General features: G+C 43.7%; 17 protein-coding genes. 4 read left to right on the plus strand and 13 right to left on the minus strand.

Going from position 1 to position 16,768, the window contains the following annotated elements:
* Positions 1 to 316: 316 nt before the first annotated feature.
* From ispH to murJ, 6 genes are all read right to left on the minus strand, one after another.
* Positions 317 to 1,267, minus strand: a complete 951-nt coding sequence (gene ispH / locus B6N13_RS22675; RefSeq protein ID WP_169460697.1) for a 4-hydroxy-3-methylbut-2-enyl diphosphate reductase — start codon at positions 1,265 to 1,267, stop codon at positions 317 to 319.
* Complete coding sequence (locus B6N13_RS22680) at positions 1,264 to 1,698, minus strand: peptidylprolyl isomerase (protein WP_169460698.1); 435 nt, start codon at positions 1,696 to 1,698, stop codon at positions 1,264 to 1,266. The genes ispH and B6N13_RS22680 overlap by 4 nt, the downstream gene beginning before the upstream one ends.
* Complete coding sequence (gene lspA, locus B6N13_RS22685) at positions 1,695 to 2,201, minus strand: signal peptidase II (RefSeq protein WP_072841785.1); 507 nt, start codon at positions 2,199 to 2,201, stop codon at positions 1,695 to 1,697. The genes B6N13_RS22680 and lspA overlap by 4 nt, the downstream gene beginning before the upstream one ends.
* Positions 2,201 to 5,023, minus strand: a complete 2,823-nt coding sequence (gene ileS / locus B6N13_RS22690) for an isoleucine--tRNA ligase (RefSeq protein WP_169460699.1) — start codon at positions 5,021 to 5,023, stop codon at positions 2,201 to 2,203. Before ileS ends, lspA begins: the two co-directional genes overlap by 1 nt.
* Positions 5,024 to 5,055: 32 nt before the next feature.
* Entirely contained in the window at positions 5,056 to 5,985 is a 930-nt protein-coding gene (ribF, locus tag B6N13_RS22695) for a bifunctional riboflavin kinase/FAD synthetase (RefSeq protein WP_012071891.1), read from the minus strand.
* Positions 5,986 to 6,123: 138 nt separating this feature from the next.
* Positions 6,124 to 7,692: a murein biosynthesis integral membrane protein MurJ gene (gene murJ / locus B6N13_RS22700; RefSeq protein WP_169460700.1), complete on the minus strand. Its 1,569-nt coding sequence runs from the start codon at positions 7,690 to 7,692 to the stop codon at positions 6,124 to 6,126.
* A gap of 230 nt (positions 7,693 to 7,922) precedes the next feature.
* Here murJ and rpsT point away from each other — a divergent pair, with 230 nt between their 5' ends.
* Positions 7,923 to 8,186, plus strand: a complete 264-nt coding sequence (gene rpsT / locus B6N13_RS22705; protein WP_012071893.1) for a 30S ribosomal protein S20 — start codon at positions 7,923 to 7,925, stop codon at positions 8,184 to 8,186.
* Positions 8,187 to 8,275: 89 nt separating this feature from the next.
* Here rpsT and B6N13_RS22710 read toward each other — a convergent pair whose 3' ends face one another.
* From B6N13_RS22710 to rplU, 5 genes are all read right to left on the minus strand, one after another.
* Positions 8,276 to 8,638: a diacylglycerol kinase gene (locus B6N13_RS22710; protein WP_012071894.1), complete on the minus strand. Its 363-nt coding sequence runs from the start codon at positions 8,636 to 8,638 to the stop codon at positions 8,276 to 8,278.
* Between the two features lie 15 nt (positions 8,639 to 8,653).
* Positions 8,654 to 9,778: a glutamate 5-kinase gene (proB, locus tag B6N13_RS22715; RefSeq protein ID WP_012071895.1), complete on the minus strand. Its 1,125-nt coding sequence runs from the start codon at positions 9,776 to 9,778 to the stop codon at positions 8,654 to 8,656.
* Positions 9,779 to 9,804: 26 nt separating this feature from the next.
* Positions 9,805 to 10,995 (minus strand): Obg family GTPase CgtA, encoded by a 1,191-nt coding sequence (cgtA, locus tag B6N13_RS22720; RefSeq protein ID WP_012071896.1) that lies wholly within the window; start codon positions 10,993 to 10,995, stop codon positions 9,805 to 9,807.
* A 108-nt stretch (positions 10,996 to 11,103) separates the two neighbouring features.
* The gene (rpmA, locus tag B6N13_RS22725) at positions 11,104 to 11,361 is read right to left on the minus strand and encodes a 50S ribosomal protein L27 (protein ID WP_012071897.1); all 258 of its coding nucleotides are present in this window, start codon (positions 11,359 to 11,361) and stop codon (positions 11,104 to 11,106) included.
* A gap of 31 nt (positions 11,362 to 11,392) precedes the next feature.
* Positions 11,393 to 11,701: a 50S ribosomal protein L21 gene (gene rplU, locus B6N13_RS22730; RefSeq protein ID WP_012071898.1), complete on the minus strand. Its 309-nt coding sequence runs from the start codon at positions 11,699 to 11,701 to the stop codon at positions 11,393 to 11,395.
* A 282-nt stretch (positions 11,702 to 11,983) separates the two neighbouring features.
* Between rplU and ispB the strand changes: the two genes are divergently transcribed.
* The gene (gene ispB / locus B6N13_RS22735; protein ID WP_169460701.1) at positions 11,984 to 12,964 is read left to right on the plus strand and encodes an octaprenyl diphosphate synthase; all 981 of its coding nucleotides are present in this window, start codon (positions 11,984 to 11,986) and stop codon (positions 12,962 to 12,964) included.
* A gap of 76 nt (positions 12,965 to 13,040) precedes the next feature.
* On the opposite strand, the gene B6N13_RS22740 is transcribed toward ispB, so the two are convergent.
* Positions 13,041 to 13,931 carry an alpha/beta hydrolase gene (locus B6N13_RS22740; protein WP_012071900.1) on the minus strand — a complete coding sequence of 297 codons (891 nt, stop codon included), beginning with the start codon at positions 13,929 to 13,931 and terminating at the stop codon, positions 13,041 to 13,043.
* A 299-nt stretch (positions 13,932 to 14,230) separates the two neighbouring features.
* On the opposite strand from B6N13_RS22740, the gene fabA reads away from it, so the two are divergent.
* Both fabA and fabB read left to right on the plus strand, forming a co-directional pair.
* Positions 14,231 to 14,746, plus strand: coding sequence for a 3-hydroxyacyl-[acyl-carrier-protein] dehydratase FabA (fabA, locus tag B6N13_RS22745; protein WP_012071901.1), 516 nt, complete (start codon positions 14,231 to 14,233; stop codon positions 14,744 to 14,746).
* A gap of 26 nt (positions 14,747 to 14,772) precedes the next feature.
* Complete coding sequence (fabB, locus tag B6N13_RS22750) at positions 14,773 to 15,987, plus strand: beta-ketoacyl-ACP synthase I (RefSeq protein ID WP_012071902.1); 1,215 nt, start codon at positions 14,773 to 14,775, stop codon at positions 15,985 to 15,987.
* 42 nt (positions 15,988 to 16,029) lie between these two features.
* Here the strand turns inward: fabB and B6N13_RS22755 are convergent.
* On the minus strand, positions 16,030 to 16,768 hold a 739-nt coding region (locus B6N13_RS22755), incomplete at its 5' end, for an IS3 family transposase (RefSeq protein ID WP_169460702.1).

Here is a 16,768-nt window from a genome sequence, read left to right on the forward strand (position 1 = left end):
GAACAACAAAACAACATAAAGCGAATTGACGTGTTAGACGTTTCGCAAGACTTCAATTTTTTTGATCATCTCGAATCAGTTAAAAACTGATCCGGACAATCTTCTGAAGCCTCCAGCGAGCGCCCACACAAATTATCTGATTATCTATTTTAAAGAGCGGGCTGACTTGAATACTTAACCAGATCTTAATCTAGTTAGTTGAACTTGGTCTTCGTTGCTCTGAAGCCTTGTCCGTGTCAGCGAGGGCGTATATTAAGGATCTACAGATTTTGTGCAACCCTTTTTTAAATTAATTTTAAAATTAATTAAAAAGGCATTACACCTCAACAATACGAAGTTCTTTTGGCATAGAGAAAGACACGTTCTCTTCTCTGCCTTTTAGTTCTTGAGGTGCACTTCCACCCTCTTTAACAAGGCGGTCAATTACCTCATTAACAAGCACTTCAGGCGCAGAGGCTCCAGCAGTTACGCCAATACTACGAATACCTTTCAACCAATCGCACTGAATCTCATTGGCATTGTCGATCAAATAGGCTTTCGCCCCCATTCTTTCAGCCAGCTCACGAAGACGGTTTGAATTGGAGCTATTCACTGAACCAACAACCAGTACTAATTCAGATTCTTCTGCTAGTGTCTTCACAGCATCTTGACGATTCTGTGTGGCGTAACAAATATCATCTTTCTTAGGGCCGCGAATCAACGGAAAGTGTTTTCGAAGCGCATCAATAACAACAGAAGTATCATCCATAGATAATGTTGTTTGAGTAACAAAGGCAAGGCGCTCAGGATTCTTTACTTCCAGCTTTTCTACATCGGCAGGGCTCTCTACTAAATAGATAGCGCCACCTTGACGATCATCGTATTGCCCCATGGTCCCTTCTACTTCAGGATGACCATCATGACCAATCAAAACACATTCCATCCCGTCACGAGAGTATCGCAACACTTCTAAATGCACTTTGGTCACTAATGGACAAGTTGCATCAAATACTTTTAACCCCCTATTCGTTGCTTCATCACGCACCGCTTTGGACACGCCATGAGCGCTAAATATAACGATGTTGTCATCAGGTACTTGGTCCAGCTCATCAACAAAAACAGCACCACGTGCTTTTAAAGATTCAACAACAAATTTATTGTGTACAACTTCATGACGAACGTAGATTGGCGCTTCAAACAAATCCAAGCAACGATTAACAATATCTATCGCTCGGTCAACACCGGCACAAAAACCACGTGGATTGGCAAGTTGAATCGCGAAACTCATACTGCAGCCTCTTCAATCGCAACAATATTCACTCTAAATGTTAAAGTGTGCCCAGCTAGAGGGTGATTAAAATCGACCACTACTTCTTTTTCACCAATTTCAGCAATAACACCCGGCAATTCGTTTTTACTCATATCCGCAAACGACACTACCATGCCTTCTTCCAAATCCATGAAAAATTGCGAGCGAGGTATACGCTGAATGTTACTTTGATTGTGCGCACCAAACGCCTTTTCTGGCGGCATCGCAAAAGAAGCCTCTTGCCCAGCCGTCATACCCAATAAAGCAGACTCAAAATCAGGTAATAAACTACCGTCACCAAAGACAAAGCTCGCTGGAGACTGAGAAAAGTTAGAATCAACAATTTGACCATCTTCAAGAGATAGCTCAAAGTGCAAAGTGACTCGGCTTGTTGCCGTAATTACGCTCATTCTTTTGTACCTTCTTGCTTTTTAGTCACAAAACTTTCAAGCAGCATTAAAATGACACCAATAGTAATAGCACTGTCAGCAAGGTTGAACGCGGGAAAATACCAGGATTGCTGCCAATGAAATTGTAAAAAGTCTACAACATGACCATAAACCAAACGATCATAAAGATTACCAATCGCGCCACCCAACACAAAAGTCAGTGCCAATGATTCCAATCGGTTGGTTTCTGCGATCTTAACAAGACGCCAACTAATACCAACAACCACAGCCAATGCGATCAAAGAGAAAAACCAGCGCTGCCAGCCACCAGCTTGCGCAAGGAAGCTAAATGCAGCACCAGTGTTGTACCTCAATGTCAGGTCAAAGAATGGAAAAACGGCAATCTCTTGTCCATAAAATAGGTTGGACACAACCGCTTGTTTTGTTACCCAATCTAAAACAAAAAGAATAAGAGCTAGTGCCCACCAGCGCTGGACTCGTTTCCACACAATCAAAGCAGTCATTAGGCGTAAAGGCGCTGTTCACCTTCCCCATCTGGCAAGTTAGAGATACAACGATCACACAACTCTGGATGCGCGTCTCGCTTACCTACTTCTTCACGGTGATGCCAGCAGCGTACACACTTGGTGTATTTGCTCAGTTCAACATGAACTTTCAAGCCATCTAAGTCGGTGGCAACGGCATCTTCACCTGCTTGTGATAAAGGTAGAACCTGAACGTCGGAAGCAATCAATACAAAACGCAACTCCTCACCTAGGCGATTCAATGTTGTTTGCAAAGCATCATCACAATAAAGTGTGATATCAGCACTTAAGCTGGCCTTCATCTTGCCTTCACTACGCGCCGCTTCTAATACTTTATTTGTCGCTACTTTTGCTTCAAGCACTTGTTTCCAGAATTCACGCCCCATTGCTTCGTCGCCCGTCAGCTCTTCAAGACCTTCATACCAAGTCTCTAGGAACACAGATTCACCACGCTCACCAGGAAGGGTTTGCCAAATTTCATCAGCAGTGAAACTCAAGATCGGTGCAATCCAACGAGAGAAGGCTTCGATCACATGATAAAGCGCCGTTTGCGCTGAGCGACGTGCCAAGCTGTCTTTTTGCGTCGTGTATTGACGATCTTTAATAACATCCAAATAGAAACCACCTAAATCCACAGAACAGAAATTCTGGATCTTTTGGTTTACCGTATGGAATTGGTATTCGTTGTAAGCTGTATTCAATTCTTTTTGCAATAACGCAGCACGATCTACAATCCAACGATCCAATGCAATCATGTCTTTAGAAGGCACCATATCAGTAGCAGGGTTGAAGCCATTCAAGTTTGCCATCATAAAGCGCGCCGTATTACGGATACGACGATAAGAGTCTGCCACTCGCTTAAGAATTTCATCAGACACAGTCATTTCCGTGGTGTAATCAGTCGCCGCTACCCATAAACGGATAATGTCAGCCCCCAAAGTATCCATAACTTTCTGTGGAGACAATACGTTCCCCAAAGACTTGGACATCTTGCGGCCGTCACCATCAACGGTAAAACCGTGAGTTAACACTTGCTTATATGGAGGCACACCACGAATTGCGATAGATGTCTTTAATGAAGACTGAAACCAACCACGATGCTGATCCGAACCTTCTAGGTACAAATCAGCAGGGAAACTCAATTCATCACGCTGATCAATAACAGAATAATGGGTCACACCTGAGTCAAACCATACATCTAGCGTATCAGTTACCTTGCTGTATTTTTCAGCATCAGCACCCAACAACTCTTCCGCTTCCATTTCAAACCAAGCATCGATGCCTTCAGCTTCGATACGCTTAGCAACTTCCTCGATTAAACGCGGCGTTTCAGGATGAAGCTCTTGAGTCTCTTTGTTGATAAATAACGCAATCGGTACACCCCAAGTACGCTGACGAGACACACACCAATCAGGGCTGTTATTCAACATCCCTTCCATACGGTTTTGCCCCCAGCTTGGCACCCACTTCACACCTTCAACAGCATGCTTAGCAGAATCCAGCAAACCTTCTTTGGTCATACTGATAAACCACTGAGGCGTCGCACGGAAGATGAGTGGCGTTTTAGTACGCCAGCAATGCGGATAACTGTGGAAGATCTTGGATTCAAACACTAAAGCACTGTTGCGGTTTAGCGCTTCAAGAATAGCATCATCCACTTTATAGACATGCAATCCAGCAAACTCGCCTGCAGCATCAGAGTAAACACCATTGTCTTGAACAAGGTTGATAGTACCAATGCCATTTTCACGACCGACGTTAAAGTCATCTACGCCGTGGTCAGGTGCAGTATGCACACAGCCGGTACCCGCTTCAGTCGTAACATGCTCGCCCAAGATGACAGGGATATCGCGCTGCAAGAATGGGTGATTCAGCACTGTGCCCGCCAGTTCAGCACCAACGGTACGACCAACAATACGGAAATCTGTTACGCCGTAGCGAGACATAACACTTGCAACCATATCTTCAGCCAAGATTAGACGCTCTTTGCCCAAGCCCATATCGACTTCAACTAAGGCATAATTAAACTCTGGATGAATAGAAACCGCTTGGCTTGCAGGAAGAGTCCAAGGCGTTGTCGTCCAAATCACAACCGACACTTTGCCTTCACCTTCAACAGCAGAGAATTTAGCAAGCAAAGCTGCTTCATCCTGAGGGGCATAACGTACATCTAAAGATAAAGAGGTTTTATCCTGGTATTCCACTTCGGCTTCTGCCAACGCAGAACCACCAACAACACTCCAATAAACAGGCTTAAAGCCTTTTACCAAATGGCCGTTTTCTGCAATTTTGCCTAAAGCGCGAACAATGTTGGCTTCTGTTTGGAAGTTCATTGTCAGATAAGGATTTTCCCAATCCCCCATCACGCCAAGACGGATAAAGTCTTTTTTCTGTTCCTCAATTTGCGTATAAGCGTATTCACGACATTTCGCGCGAAACTCTTTATAAGAAACTTTCGTTCCCGCTTTACCAATCAATTGCTCAACTTTGTGCTCTATTGGCAAGCCGTGACAATCCCAACCAGGAATATAAGGAGCATCAAAGCCACTAACGGTTTTAGATTTAACAATAATATCTTTGAGGATTTTGTTAACCGCGTGGCCAATGTGAATACTGCCATTTGCGTACGGAGGGCCATCATGAAGAATAAAAGATTTGCGGCCTTTACTTACATCACGTACTTTCTGGTATAAGTCCATATCCTGCCAACGCTTAAGCATTGCAGGCTCACGTTTTGCCAAATCTCCACGCATTGGGAAGTCAGTATCTGGCAAATTCAGTGTCGGTTTATAATCACTCATGGTTTATCGATTCATCCTCAAAGATCATCTTTTCACTGATTAGCAAAAAAGCGCAGCGCTTCTTCTTTATCACATTGAATTTGTTTTTCCAGCGCATCTAAGCTGGCCATTTTTCGCTCTGCCCTAATAAAGTGACAGAAAGTCACCTGCACATACTTATCGTACAGATCACCACTAAAATCTAACAAGTGCACTTCCAGTATCGGCGTCTTGCCTTGGACGGTAGGACGCACACCAATATTCGCCACACCGTTATGGGAGACGCTATCAACCATAAAGGTCACAGCATACACACCAGACAACGCAGACTTAATACCTTTAAGATGCACGTTAGCCGTAGGGAAACCCAGCTTTCGACCAAGTTGTTGTCCATGTACCACACGACCACTCAAACTAACCGAGTGCCCCATATTCATCTGTGCGGCAGCGATATCACCGCGCTCTAGAGCATCCCTAACCAGAGTACTACTCACTCGCTCATTCAAAGCGTTTAACACTGACGGTGTATTTTCAACATCAAAGCCATGCTGACCACCAAACTCTTGCAGATAGTAAAAGTCACCTTGTCGATCACAACCAAAGCGAAAATCATCACCCACCACCAAATGCTTTACTGACAAACCATCTAGCAAAATCTGCTGACAGAATGCCTGAGCATCTAACTGTTGAAGTTTAGGATTGAACGGCATGCAAAGAACATAATCGATACCCTGCCCTTCCAATAATTTCACCTTGTCACGCAGACGACCAATTCGACCAGGCGCCGTATCAGGAGCAAAAAACTCGCGCGGCTGAGGCTCAAAAATCATTATAGCAGCAGGCGAATTGTATTGTTTCGCCAAGGCTTTGACGCGCGCTAGGATAGCACCGTGCCCCAAATGAACACCGTCAAAATTCCCTATCGTCAGCACGCATTCTTTATGCTTTGAACGGATATTATGAATACCGCGAATTAACTCCATAGAACCCCGTACAAAACAATTAAATCCAGCGTCGAAAAAATATCATGGATTATATAGCAGTTAACCAGATGAAGGTAGGCCAGAACTTGAACAAGCTGTGCAAACCAATAATCAAAGCAAAAAAACACTTTAATACACCTAATGCTTTAAAATGGAAGGACGTAAACCTGCAGCTATCGCAACAAGAACGTAGACCAGCACACCGCAAACGACAACTATCAAGGTACAACCTACTCGATACAAGTCATCCATCTGCGTCCATTGCCAACCTTGAAGAAGAAACAAATACAAACATATACCAAGCGCAAAGGTAGCACTCAACAATATACGTAGCAAACGCCCCCATTGAGCAGAAAATACATGATATTGTTTTTTGTACAATCCGCGCCATAATAAGAAAGCATTCAAACCAGCAGACAGACTTGTCGCCAACGCTAACCCCACATGCCCCAGTGGCCACACCAAAATCAAATTCAGCACCATATTTGAAATCATCGCGATAATACCAATACGCACAGGCGTTCTAGTATCTTGCCTAGCGTAATATCCTGGGGCCAACACTTTAATAAGCATCATAAACACTAAACCTAACGAATAAGCTTGCAGACTCTGAGCAGCCATATGAACATCATTCACTGTTAACTCACCTCGATAAAAAATCGTCGCAATCAAAGGTTCAGCTAACATAAACAAAGCAAGAGAAGACGGAATCGCAATCAGCAACAGTATTCGCAGTGCCCAATCGAGCGTTTCAGAAAACTTTGACGCTTCGCCACCAGAAAAACTTCGCGACAAAGAAGGCAAGATAACAGTACTGATCGCGATAGCAAAAATACCCAGTGGTAACTCATACAAACGATCGGACAAATACAACCAAGTGATACTGCCGGTCTGCAGAAAAGAAGCAAGCACAGTATCAAGCAGCAAATTAATCTGCCCGACAGACACACCAAATAAAGCCGGCCCCATTAAAAGCAGAATTCTCTTCACCCCTGGATGACGAAAACCCAGCACAGGCATCGGTAGCAATTTCAACCTAGCTAAAAACGGCATTTGAAACATCAGCTGAATCAAACCCGCAAAAAACACCCCCCAAGCAACGGCCGTCTCAGCCTGCGCAGCTGTACGAGCAAAACAAACAGTTGCAACAATAAGAGAGATGTTTAAAAAAATCGGGGTAATTGCAGGAACAGCATATTCACCGTGAGCATTTAAAATACCACCCGCCAGCGCTGTTAACGAAATAAACAATAGATAGGGAAACGTAATAACTAACAGCTCGGAAGCCAATTTAGCCTGACTGTCATCTGCAGTAAAACCAGGGGCAAATACATACACCACCCAAGGAGCACAAACCATAAAAAGCACAGTAATAAGTAACAAGACCAAAGCCAGCGACCCTGATACAGCAGAGATAAGCGCCCGAACCTCATCCTTACCTTCTTTTACTCTGTAATCACTTAATACAGGGACAAAAGCCTGAGCAAACGCCCCTTCGGCAAATAATCGACGAAAAAAGTTAGGAATTTTAAAAGCAACATAAAACGCATCCGCACTGCCGCTTGCCCCCAATACATACGCCAAAGCAGCGTCTCTCACCAAGCCAAGAACACGCGAAAGAAATGTGCAAATAGAAACCAAGACACCAGAACGTAACAAAGACAAAGACTTAGGCTCTTTATCGAGGAGAGATTTTTTTTCAGACATAAAAATTTACGACGTATACAATAGATAGATCGACAAAGAATAACACCAGGCACTACCAGAGCGCAGCCAAATATATAAGCTCATTTGACTAATTTTTGTATAATAGGGTTGTGGCAACGCTAAAAACTGGTAAAATCCGCCGCGAGATTTCAAAGTTAAAACTTGACATTAATTTCATGACACAGCAGAGTGCTGGGTCATTACTTATTCCAATTTAAAGGAGCCAGACCGTGGCAAATTCCGCCGGTTCAAAAAAACGCGCGCGCCAAGCAGTAAAAAGCCGCGCTCACAATGGTAGCCTTCGTTCAATGGTTCGCACATACTTGAAAAAAGTAGATGCAGCTATCGAAGCAGGCAATCAAGCTGACGCACAAGCAGCTTACGTTCTAGCAACTTCTAAGCTAGACAAAGCCGCTGACAAAGGCCTATATCACAAAAACAAAGCAGCTCGCCATAAGAGCCGCTTGAGTGCTAAAATCAAAGCACTGGCCTAATACCTATAAAAAAACCGGCAAATGCCGGTTTTTTTATGTCTTTTATTTATACGCTTAAAAATATACCTCGACTTTCCGTCCAAACAGCATCAGCCAAACAAAACCACCAGCCAAACCACTGCCGCCAAGACCAAAGCCAACATCACTGCCGCCGAACCTAAATCTTTCGCACGACCAGACAACTCATGATGCTCACTACTAATTCGATCAACCACCGCCTCAACACTTGAGTTCAGCGTTTCAACAATCAACACCAAGCCCACTGAAAAAATCAACACAGCGCGCTCAAGACCGTTATCACCAAGCCAGATAGCAAAAGGCAAAGAAATCAAAAATAAAACAGCCTCTTGACGAAAAGCTGCTTCATACTTCCATTGAGCTCGCAAACCTTGATAGGAATATTTCGAAGCACTTAATACGCGATCTAAACCTACTTTACCTGGCTTTGCCATGACACTACCACCTCTTTAAATAATCACTAAATCATCACGATGAATTAATTCTGGCTCACCCTTGTAACCCAAAATCGCTCCGATATTCGACGAAGGCTGACCAAGCAGCTTCAACGTTTCAGCCACGCTGTAGTTCACCAAGCCGCGAGCAACCAGACCACCTTGCAAATCGACACAAACAACCATGTCTCCGCGCGAAAAAGTCCCCTGCGCATCTTTCACACCGACAGCCAAAAGACTCGTACCTTCTTTTCGCAACGCTTTTACGGCACCATCATCTAAAATTAAAGCACCACGACTCTTCAAATGCCCAGCCAACCATTGCTTACGCGCTGCCACCCTTCCGTGTTCCGGCTGCAACCAAGTTCCCATCATTTCACCTGACGCAACACGAACAATTACATTTTCTTCGCGACCTGAAGCTATCAAGGTATCCGCACCAGAGCGGGCCGCCAAAAGCGCAGCTCGCACCTTGGTTAACATCCCACCACTACCTAGCACACCAGCTCCACCACTTGCCATCGACTCAAGACGATTGTCAGATGCTGATATATGAGAGATTAAAGTTGCATCCTGATGATCACGTGGATTTTTATCGAACAGCCCTTGCTGATCAGTAAGGATGATTAACAAATCCGCCTCAACAAGATTGGCAACCAAAGCCCCCAGTGTATCATTGTCACCAAACCGTATTTCATCGGTTACAACTGTGTCATTTTCGTTAATTATAGGTACAACACCAAAACCAAGTAGAGTCCTCAACGAAGATCGAGCATTTAAATAGCGCCGACGGTTCGACAAATCATCATGGGTAAGCAAAATTTGTGCAGTACACAAACCATGCTTCTCAAAGTGAGACTCATAAACCCCAACCAATTCCATCTGCCCAACTGCTGCCGCGGCTTGCAGTTCATTTACTTGAGTGGGGCGAGAAGAAAAACCAAGACGCTTCATACCAGCAGCAATCGAACCAGAAGACACTAACACCACTTCCTTTCCTTGCGCTCGCAACTCAGCAATTTGAGCAACCCAAAGACCAATTCGGGCAACATCCAACCCCTGACCATCGTTTGTCAGTAACGCACTGCCGATTTTAACAACGACACGCTGCGCCTTAGCTATTTTTTCTCGCATTTCCATGATACTACTTATTCTCACCAATCAGATTAGCTAACGTATTCCACTTCAACATCGTAGTCATCCTCATCAAAATCGTCATCATCAAGCAACAATCCTGCTTTACGACGTTTTTCACGTAATGACATAATACGATTGCGACCTTCTTCATCAATCAAGGCGCGCACTGCTTTTTCTTTCTCACGAGCTTCTGGACTTTCTAGTAACAACTCACGTTTTTCATCGAGTGCCGTCATCAAATCCAAACACAAAACTTCTGTGCCTTCACCAGATATCGCAGAAATGCGGTAAGCCTTGCCTTCCCATCCAAGTGCATCAATAACACTCTGGCAACGCTCTTCCAGTTCATCTTCTGGCACCATGTCTGTTTTATTCAAAACCAACCAACGTTCACGCTCTGCCAAAGCAGGGCTAAACTGATGCAATTCATTCACCGCAATAACGGCAGCTTCTGCTGGAGTAATTTCATCCCAAGGAGCTAAATCAACGATGTGCAACAAAATACGGTTACGCACCAAGTGCTTCAAGAAACGAATACCAAGACCAGCACCTTCAGATGCACCCTCGATAATGCCAGGAATATCGGCGATAACGAAGCTCTGGTGTTTCTTCACTTTTACCACACCAAGGTTCGGCACTAAGGTTGTAAAAGGATAATCAGCCACTTTTGGCTTAGCAGAAGAAACCGCACGAATAAAAGTCGATTTCCCTGCATTAGGAAGACCAAGCAATCCCACATCAGCCAAGACCTTCATCTCTAGCTTCAGCGTACGCTCTTCACCTACCGTACCTTTCGTAGTCTGTCGTGGTGCACGGTTAGTACTTGATTTAAATCGAGTATTCCCCAAACCATGGTGGCCGCCTTGAGCTACTTTTAGCTTTTGACCGTCACGAACAAGATCACCAAGCGTCTCGCCGGTATCTTCATCAATGACAGTCGTACCAACAGGCACTTTAATTTCTAGGTCAGCACCTTTCGAGCCAGTCATATCTCGACCCTGACCACCTTCACCACTTTCAGCGATGTACTTTTTCGTAAAACGAAAGTCAATCAAGGTATTTAGCGCTTCATCAGCAACCAACACAACACTGCCGCCATTACCACCATCACCGCCATCAGGGCCACCTTTAGCGACAAATTTTTCACGCCAAAAACTCAACGCCCCATTTCCACCTTTACCTGCTCTTACATAGATACTGGCTTCATCAACAAATTTCACAATAACACCTCTTCGGTGGATTATCAGAATCAACAAACTCTGATTATAGAATTCTTCCAAAAAAAAAGCCCCGCGTCGCGGAGCTTTTTTTAAGTTTTTAGTAAGCGATTAAGCAGCTACGACAGAAACTGTACGACGCTTCAACTTACCTTTCACTTCAAACTTCACTTGGCCTTCAACAACAGCGAACAAAGTGTGATCTTTACCAATTTGAACACCAACACCAGGGTGGAACTGAGTACCACGCTGACGAACAAGGATGTTACCTGGGATCACAACTTGACCACCAAAACGTTTGACACCTAATCGTTTCGACTCGGAATCGCGACCGTTACGAGTACTACCACCCGCCTTTTTATGAGCCATGACTTACTCCTTAAATTTGAATAGTTAGCGCTTAGTTAATACCAGTTATTTTCACTTCCGTGAACCACTGACGATGACCCATACGCTTCATAGAGTGCTTACGACGACGGAATTTCAAAATTTTCACTTTGTCTCCGCGACCATGAGCAACAACTTCAGCTGTTACTTTAGCGCCTTCTACAACTGGTGCACCAACTTTAACGTCGTCGCCATTGCATACAAGAAGAACGTCGTCGAATTGAATCGCGCCACCTTCTTCAACAGCTAATTTCTCAACCTTAAGGGTTTGGCCTTCTTCTACACGGTATTGCTTACCGCCAGTTTTGATCACTGCAAACATGTTCTTCTCCAATGAGATTTACCCGGCTACTGAAATTAAATTTGACCTACTTCTAGTGGCAATAAGTTCCTGACCGTATCGGACAAAAATCACTAACCATATGATAGGGAGCAAAATGTGGGTAAATCGGACGCGAGATTGTACAAAATCACACCACCTAATACAAGTGAAAAGCAATGTCTTTATACATTTTTCGTATTTTGGGTTGACCCTGACACAAGCCTTACCTAGCATGAGGCACACTTGCTGATCAGCTTGGGACTATTTAGCTTCGGAAATTGCATGCAACCTATACAAATACACGATGTTGTGGCCAATGAATTTGGCCAAGTGAATGACTATATTGTGTCACAACTTAGTAGTGACATCCCTCTAATCGAGCAAATCGGCTACTACATCATAAGCAATGGTGGAAAGCGACTGCGACCTCTATTGGTGTTATTAGCAGCCAAAGCGAGTGCTGAACTAGATAAACAAAAACTAGATCAAGCCATTCAAATGGCAACCATCATAGAGTTCATTCATACATCAACACTATTACATGATGATGTTGTTGATGAATCAGATATGCGCCGCGGGAAAAAGACCGCCAATGAAGAGTGGGGCAATGCCCCGAGCGTTCTTGTTGGCGATTTCCTTTATTCTCGCGCCTTCCAAATTATGGTGGATGTTGGCAGCATGCAATGCATGAGCGTTCTTGCTAAAACAACTAATATCATTGCTGAAGGCGAAGTTCAGCAACTCATTAACTGCGGCGACCCAGATACAACGGAAGAAAGCTATTTAAAAGTCATCCAATACAAAACAGCAAAATTGTTTGAAGGTGCAGCCCTTTGTGGCGCCGTTATTGCGGGTGCAAGCAAAGAACATCAAGAAGCCTTAAGACAGTTTGGCATGTATGTAGGAACGGCTTTTCAGTTAATTGATGATGTGATGGACTACACCAGTACCGCTGAGGAAATGGGTAAAAGTGTTGGCGACGACCTTGCAGAAGGCAAACCTACCTTACCGCTTATTTTCACTATGAAACATGGCCCTAAAGACGCTGTGGAGCGAGTAAGACAAGCCATATTAACCGGTGGCCTTGACCAGTTAAAGTCAATTATAAATGACGTGCAAAACTGCGGAGCCATTGAGTACACACAGCAAAAAGCACAAGAGCAAGCAGACTTGGCAATAGAATCTATTGCACCATTGCCAGAGTCTGACTATAAAAAAGCACTTGTTGCACTCGCCAACGCATCAGTAAAGCGTCGCAACTAGTCAAAGGCAAAAACATCACATAAAAAACCAAACATTGTATTTTAACTATGTTTGGTTTTTTATTGACTTTTCCACGCTACTTTTTCAACACATTCATTACTGCCTGAGCAGCCATAGTTGAATTTTGCAGCATGAAACAATGCCCACCATCGACCTCAATCACCTTAATATTCGGGTTCAGTTTAGCAGCTAGGCGATAGGCCTCTTTGAAATAGCCAAAGGTATCTTTACCTTGAATAATGCAAGTAGGCACAGAAATATTAGCAATCGCAGTCCAGAGTCGCTTGGGATAGCTAGAGAAAATCGCAGCCTCCATCCAAGATGGACAACCTAATCTATAGCACCCCTCTTCATCGCGCTTAATAGATGAAGCTATATAATCCTCTAAGCAAGCAGACTCCCATCCCTTGAACGTTCCCCGCTCAAAAAAGCTACTTTTCACTTGAGCAAGATTTTCCCATTGAGTGCGCCGACGACGAGCCTTTTTTACCAAAGGAACCTGACTCTTCAAACCTGTTAACTTAACAGCACGCATCATCCAAATTAAACGTGGAGGAAAAAGCGCAGGATCCAATAGAACCAAACGATCGAAAAGAGCTGGCGTTTGCGCACTCATTAGCGCCGTCATGCAGCCTCCAAAGCTGTGTCCGACGCCAATTAATTCTGTTTTCGGTAGTACCAATTGTTGCGCATGCAACGACTCAGAAAAACGAGAGGCCGTAATATTCCAACCAACAAACCGCTTTCCAGTCGTTGACTCACCATGACCTGCCGCATCCTGCATAATCAAATTGTAGCCTTCAAGCTTTTCTAAAAAGCACATGTAAGTCTTAACTGAAAAGCCGTTACCATGAAGAAAATGAATTGTTGATTGATTCTCTTTAACTTGCCCCAAGTATCCCTGAATATGACCGTCGCCAAATTGATGCCGCCAAGCAGCCAAATTTCTACTTCTTTTTAAATTCATAAGGGCACTCAAAACAACCAATACATGACTAGAAGAAATATATTAACAGAAAAAAATAATACAGAACGGTATTAGCAAATCACTTAAAAACCTACTTTTGCAGCTTTCATAGAGATTAAATTCTTGTGACAACGTAAAAATGATCACTTTTCATGCAGGTAATTTGGTTTTTTTCCGTTCAAACATTCATATTAGAGTTCCAAACCGATATAATCAGCTGGATTTTCTACTGCAAACTGGACCACAACAATCCACCGGACTATTTTGAGTCATCGGCTGGATGTGGATATAGGACTATAATGACTACAGCTTCATCTTTTGAAAAAGACGAACTATTAAAATGCGGCCACGGTGAAATGTTTGGTGCAGGCAATGCCCAGCTTCCTGTCGGCAATATGCTAATGATGGATCGCATTACTCACATCTCGACTGAGGGCGGGGTATATGGCAAAGGCGAAATTATTGCTGAGCTAGATATTAATCCTGACTTATGGTTTTTCGAGTGTCACTTTCCTGGCGACCCAGTTATGCCTGGCTGCCTTGGCTTAGATGCGATGTGGCAGCTAGTAGGATTTTTTCTAGGTTGGAAAGGAAACAAAGGCCGCGGTCGCGCACTCGGTTCTGGCGAAGTTAAATTCACTGGACAAATCCTTCCAACAGCGAAAAAAGTTACCTTCCACATTAACCTTAAGCGTGTAATAGAACGTAAGTTAGTGATGGGGATTGCAGACGGAAGCGTTAAAGTTGATGGTCGTGAAATTTACACAGCAAAAGACTTGCGTGTTGGCTTATTCACTTCAACTGATAACTTCTAAAGATTAAGAATGAAAGAGGCACATTTATGCGTCGTGTAGTAGTAACAGGTCTTGGCATTGTCAGCTGCCTAGGCAATGACAAAGAGAGCGTTCTAAACTCCTTGCGCGAGGGCCAATCTGGTATTCGTTTCGCTGAAGATTACAAAGAGCATGGCTTTCGTAGCCACGTTTGTGGTCGTATTGATTTAGATGCAGAAAGTATTGATCGTAAGATCCGCCGCTTCATGGGCGATGCTGCAACTTACGCCTACGTCTCTATGCAACAAGCTATTTTAGATTCAGGTTTAACAGAAGACCAAGTATCCAATATTCGCACGGGGCTAGTTGCAGGATCTGGTGGCGCATCAGCTAAAAATCTTGTTGATTCAGCAGATACACTTCGCGAGAAAGGCGTCAAACGTGTTGGACCATACCGAGTAACCCAAACTATGGGTAGCACGGTTTCTGCTTGTTTAGCGACGCCCTTTAAAATCAAAGGGGTTAACTACTCCATCACGTCTGCATGCTCAACCAGTGCACACTGTATCGGCAATGCCATGGAACTAATCCAACTTGGCAAACAAGATATCGTATTTGCAGGTGGCGGTGAAGAAGAAAGCTGGACTCAAACTTGTATGTTTGATGCTATGGGCGCTCTATCTTCTAAATACAACGACACACCTGAAAAAGCTTCTCGTGCTTACGATGCAAACCGCGATGGTTTCGTTATTGCTGGCGGCGGCGGTATGCTAGTTATCGAAGAGCTAGAACACGCTAAAGCTCGTGGTGCAAAAATCTACGCTGAACTAGTAGGTTACGGTGCAACATCTGATGGCTACGACATGGTAGCTCCTTCTGGTGAAGGCGCAGTGCGCTGCATGCAGATGGCTATGAGCACAATTGATGGCGACATTGATTACATCAATACTCATGGCACAAGTACTCCTGCTGGCGATATGAAAGAACTGCAAGCTGTAAATGAGACTTTCGGTGATAACATCCCATTGATTAGCTCTACTAAATCTCTTTCAGGTCACTCATTAGGTGCCGCGGGTGTTCATGAAGCAATCTACTGCTTGCTAATGATGGAGAATAACTTCATCGCTGCCTCTGCAAACATTGATGAGCTTGATCCAGCCGCAGGAAACATTCCAGTGGTTACAACTCGCAAAGACAATGTAGATCTAAATATGATCATGTCTAACAGCTTTGGATTTGGTGGCACTAACGCCAGCTTGGTATTCAAAAAATACACAGCGTAAATAATCTTTATGTCTCGTCCTAAAATACGTTGACGATTTTTGTTAAGCCAGTATGGATTCCATACTGGCTTTTTCATGCACTTCTTCTGGTGTTTTCATATTTAGACTTAAGTGAGGTCGATACCTATTATAAATATCAATAGACTCACTAATATGCCTTTCTAACTCTTTAAAAGTTCTGCATCTTCCAATCAAAAATTCTTGCTTCAATATGCCATTCACCCTTTCTGCTAACGCATTTTGGTAGCAGTCATAGCCATCTGTCATCGACGGTCGTATTTTATTACGTTGTAATTCTTTTTGATAAAGAGCCGAACAATACTGCGACCCTCTATCTGAATGATGCGTTAGTGGCTTTGTCGTTTTACGAGACTGAACCGCTTTCTTTAAGGCTTTAACGACATTGTCTGCTTTCATATCATGACTGAGTTTATACCCCATGATTTTTCGATTAAAAGCGTCTGTCACAAGCGAGAGATAATGCACACCTTCATCACTTTCTACATAGGTAATATCGCTCACAAACACTTCTTCTGACCTTGTCGGTTGATGACCTGCTAAGAGATTCGGGTACTTCTTCATCCAGTGTTTACTGTCCGTTGTCTTGGTATAGCTACGTTTTGGCTTAACCAAGAGACCTTCTTCTCTTAAATAACGAAACAAGCCATCTCGACCGAGCTTTATATCCCGCTCTTTCAGTTTATCTTTCAGCAGAAAATATAACTTTCTTGTACCAAGTCTAGGCATGAAACGACGTATATCCATCACCAAGTCTTTAACA

Source organism: Marinomonas sp. UCMA 3892 (assembly GCF_012726345.1).
Classification (GTDB): domain Bacteria; phylum Pseudomonadota; class Gammaproteobacteria; order Pseudomonadales; family Marinomonadaceae; genus Marinomonas.

Excerpts from the sequence above, each read along its gene's own strand:
- B6N13_RS22710 (WP_012071894.1), bottom strand. The coding sequence starts at position 8,638 with ATGGCAAAGCCAGGTAAAGTAGGTTTAGATCGCGTATTAAGTGCTTCG.
- rplU (WP_012071898.1), bottom strand. The coding sequence starts at position 11,701 with ATGTTTGCAGTGATCAAAACTGGCGGTAAGCAATACCGTGTAGAAGAA.
- ispH (WP_169460697.1), bottom strand. The coding sequence starts at position 1,267 with ATGAGTTTCGCGATTCAACTTGCCAATCCACGTGGTTTTTGTGCCGGT.
- B6N13_RS22680 (WP_169460698.1), bottom strand. The coding sequence starts at position 1,698 with ATGAGCGTAATTACGGCAACAAGCCGAGTCACTTTGCACTTTGAGCTA.
- ribF (WP_012071891.1), bottom strand. The coding sequence starts at position 5,985 with ATGGAGTTAATTCGCGGTATTCATAATATCCGTTCAAAGCATAAAGAA.
- murJ (WP_169460700.1), bottom strand. The coding sequence starts at position 7,692 with ATGTCTGAAAAAAAATCTCTCCTCGATAAAGAGCCTAAGTCTTTGTCT.
- rpmA (WP_012071897.1), bottom strand. The coding sequence starts at position 11,361 with ATGGCTCATAAAAAGGCGGGTGGTAGTACTCGTAACGGTCGCGATTCC.
- B6N13_RS22740 (WP_012071900.1), bottom strand. The coding sequence starts at position 13,931 with ATGAATTTAAAAAGAAGTAGAAATTTGGCTGCTTGGCGGCATCAATTT.
- ileS (WP_169460699.1), bottom strand. The coding sequence starts at position 5,023 with ATGAGTGATTATAAACCGACACTGAATTTGCCAGATACTGACTTCCCA.
- lspA (WP_072841785.1), bottom strand. The coding sequence starts at position 2,201 with ATGACTGCTTTGATTGTGTGGAAACGAGTCCAGCGCTGGTGGGCACTA.
- fabA (WP_012071901.1), top strand. The coding sequence starts at position 14,231 with ATGACTACAGCTTCATCTTTTGAAAAAGACGAACTATTAAAATGCGGC.
- proB (WP_012071895.1), bottom strand. The coding sequence starts at position 9,778 with ATGGAAATGCGAGAAAAAATAGCTAAGGCGCAGCGTGTCGTTGTTAAA.
- ispB (WP_169460701.1), top strand. The coding sequence starts at position 11,984 with ATGCAACCTATACAAATACACGATGTTGTGGCCAATGAATTTGGCCAA.
- fabB (WP_012071902.1), top strand. The coding sequence starts at position 14,773 with ATGCGTCGTGTAGTAGTAACAGGTCTTGGCATTGTCAGCTGCCTAGGC.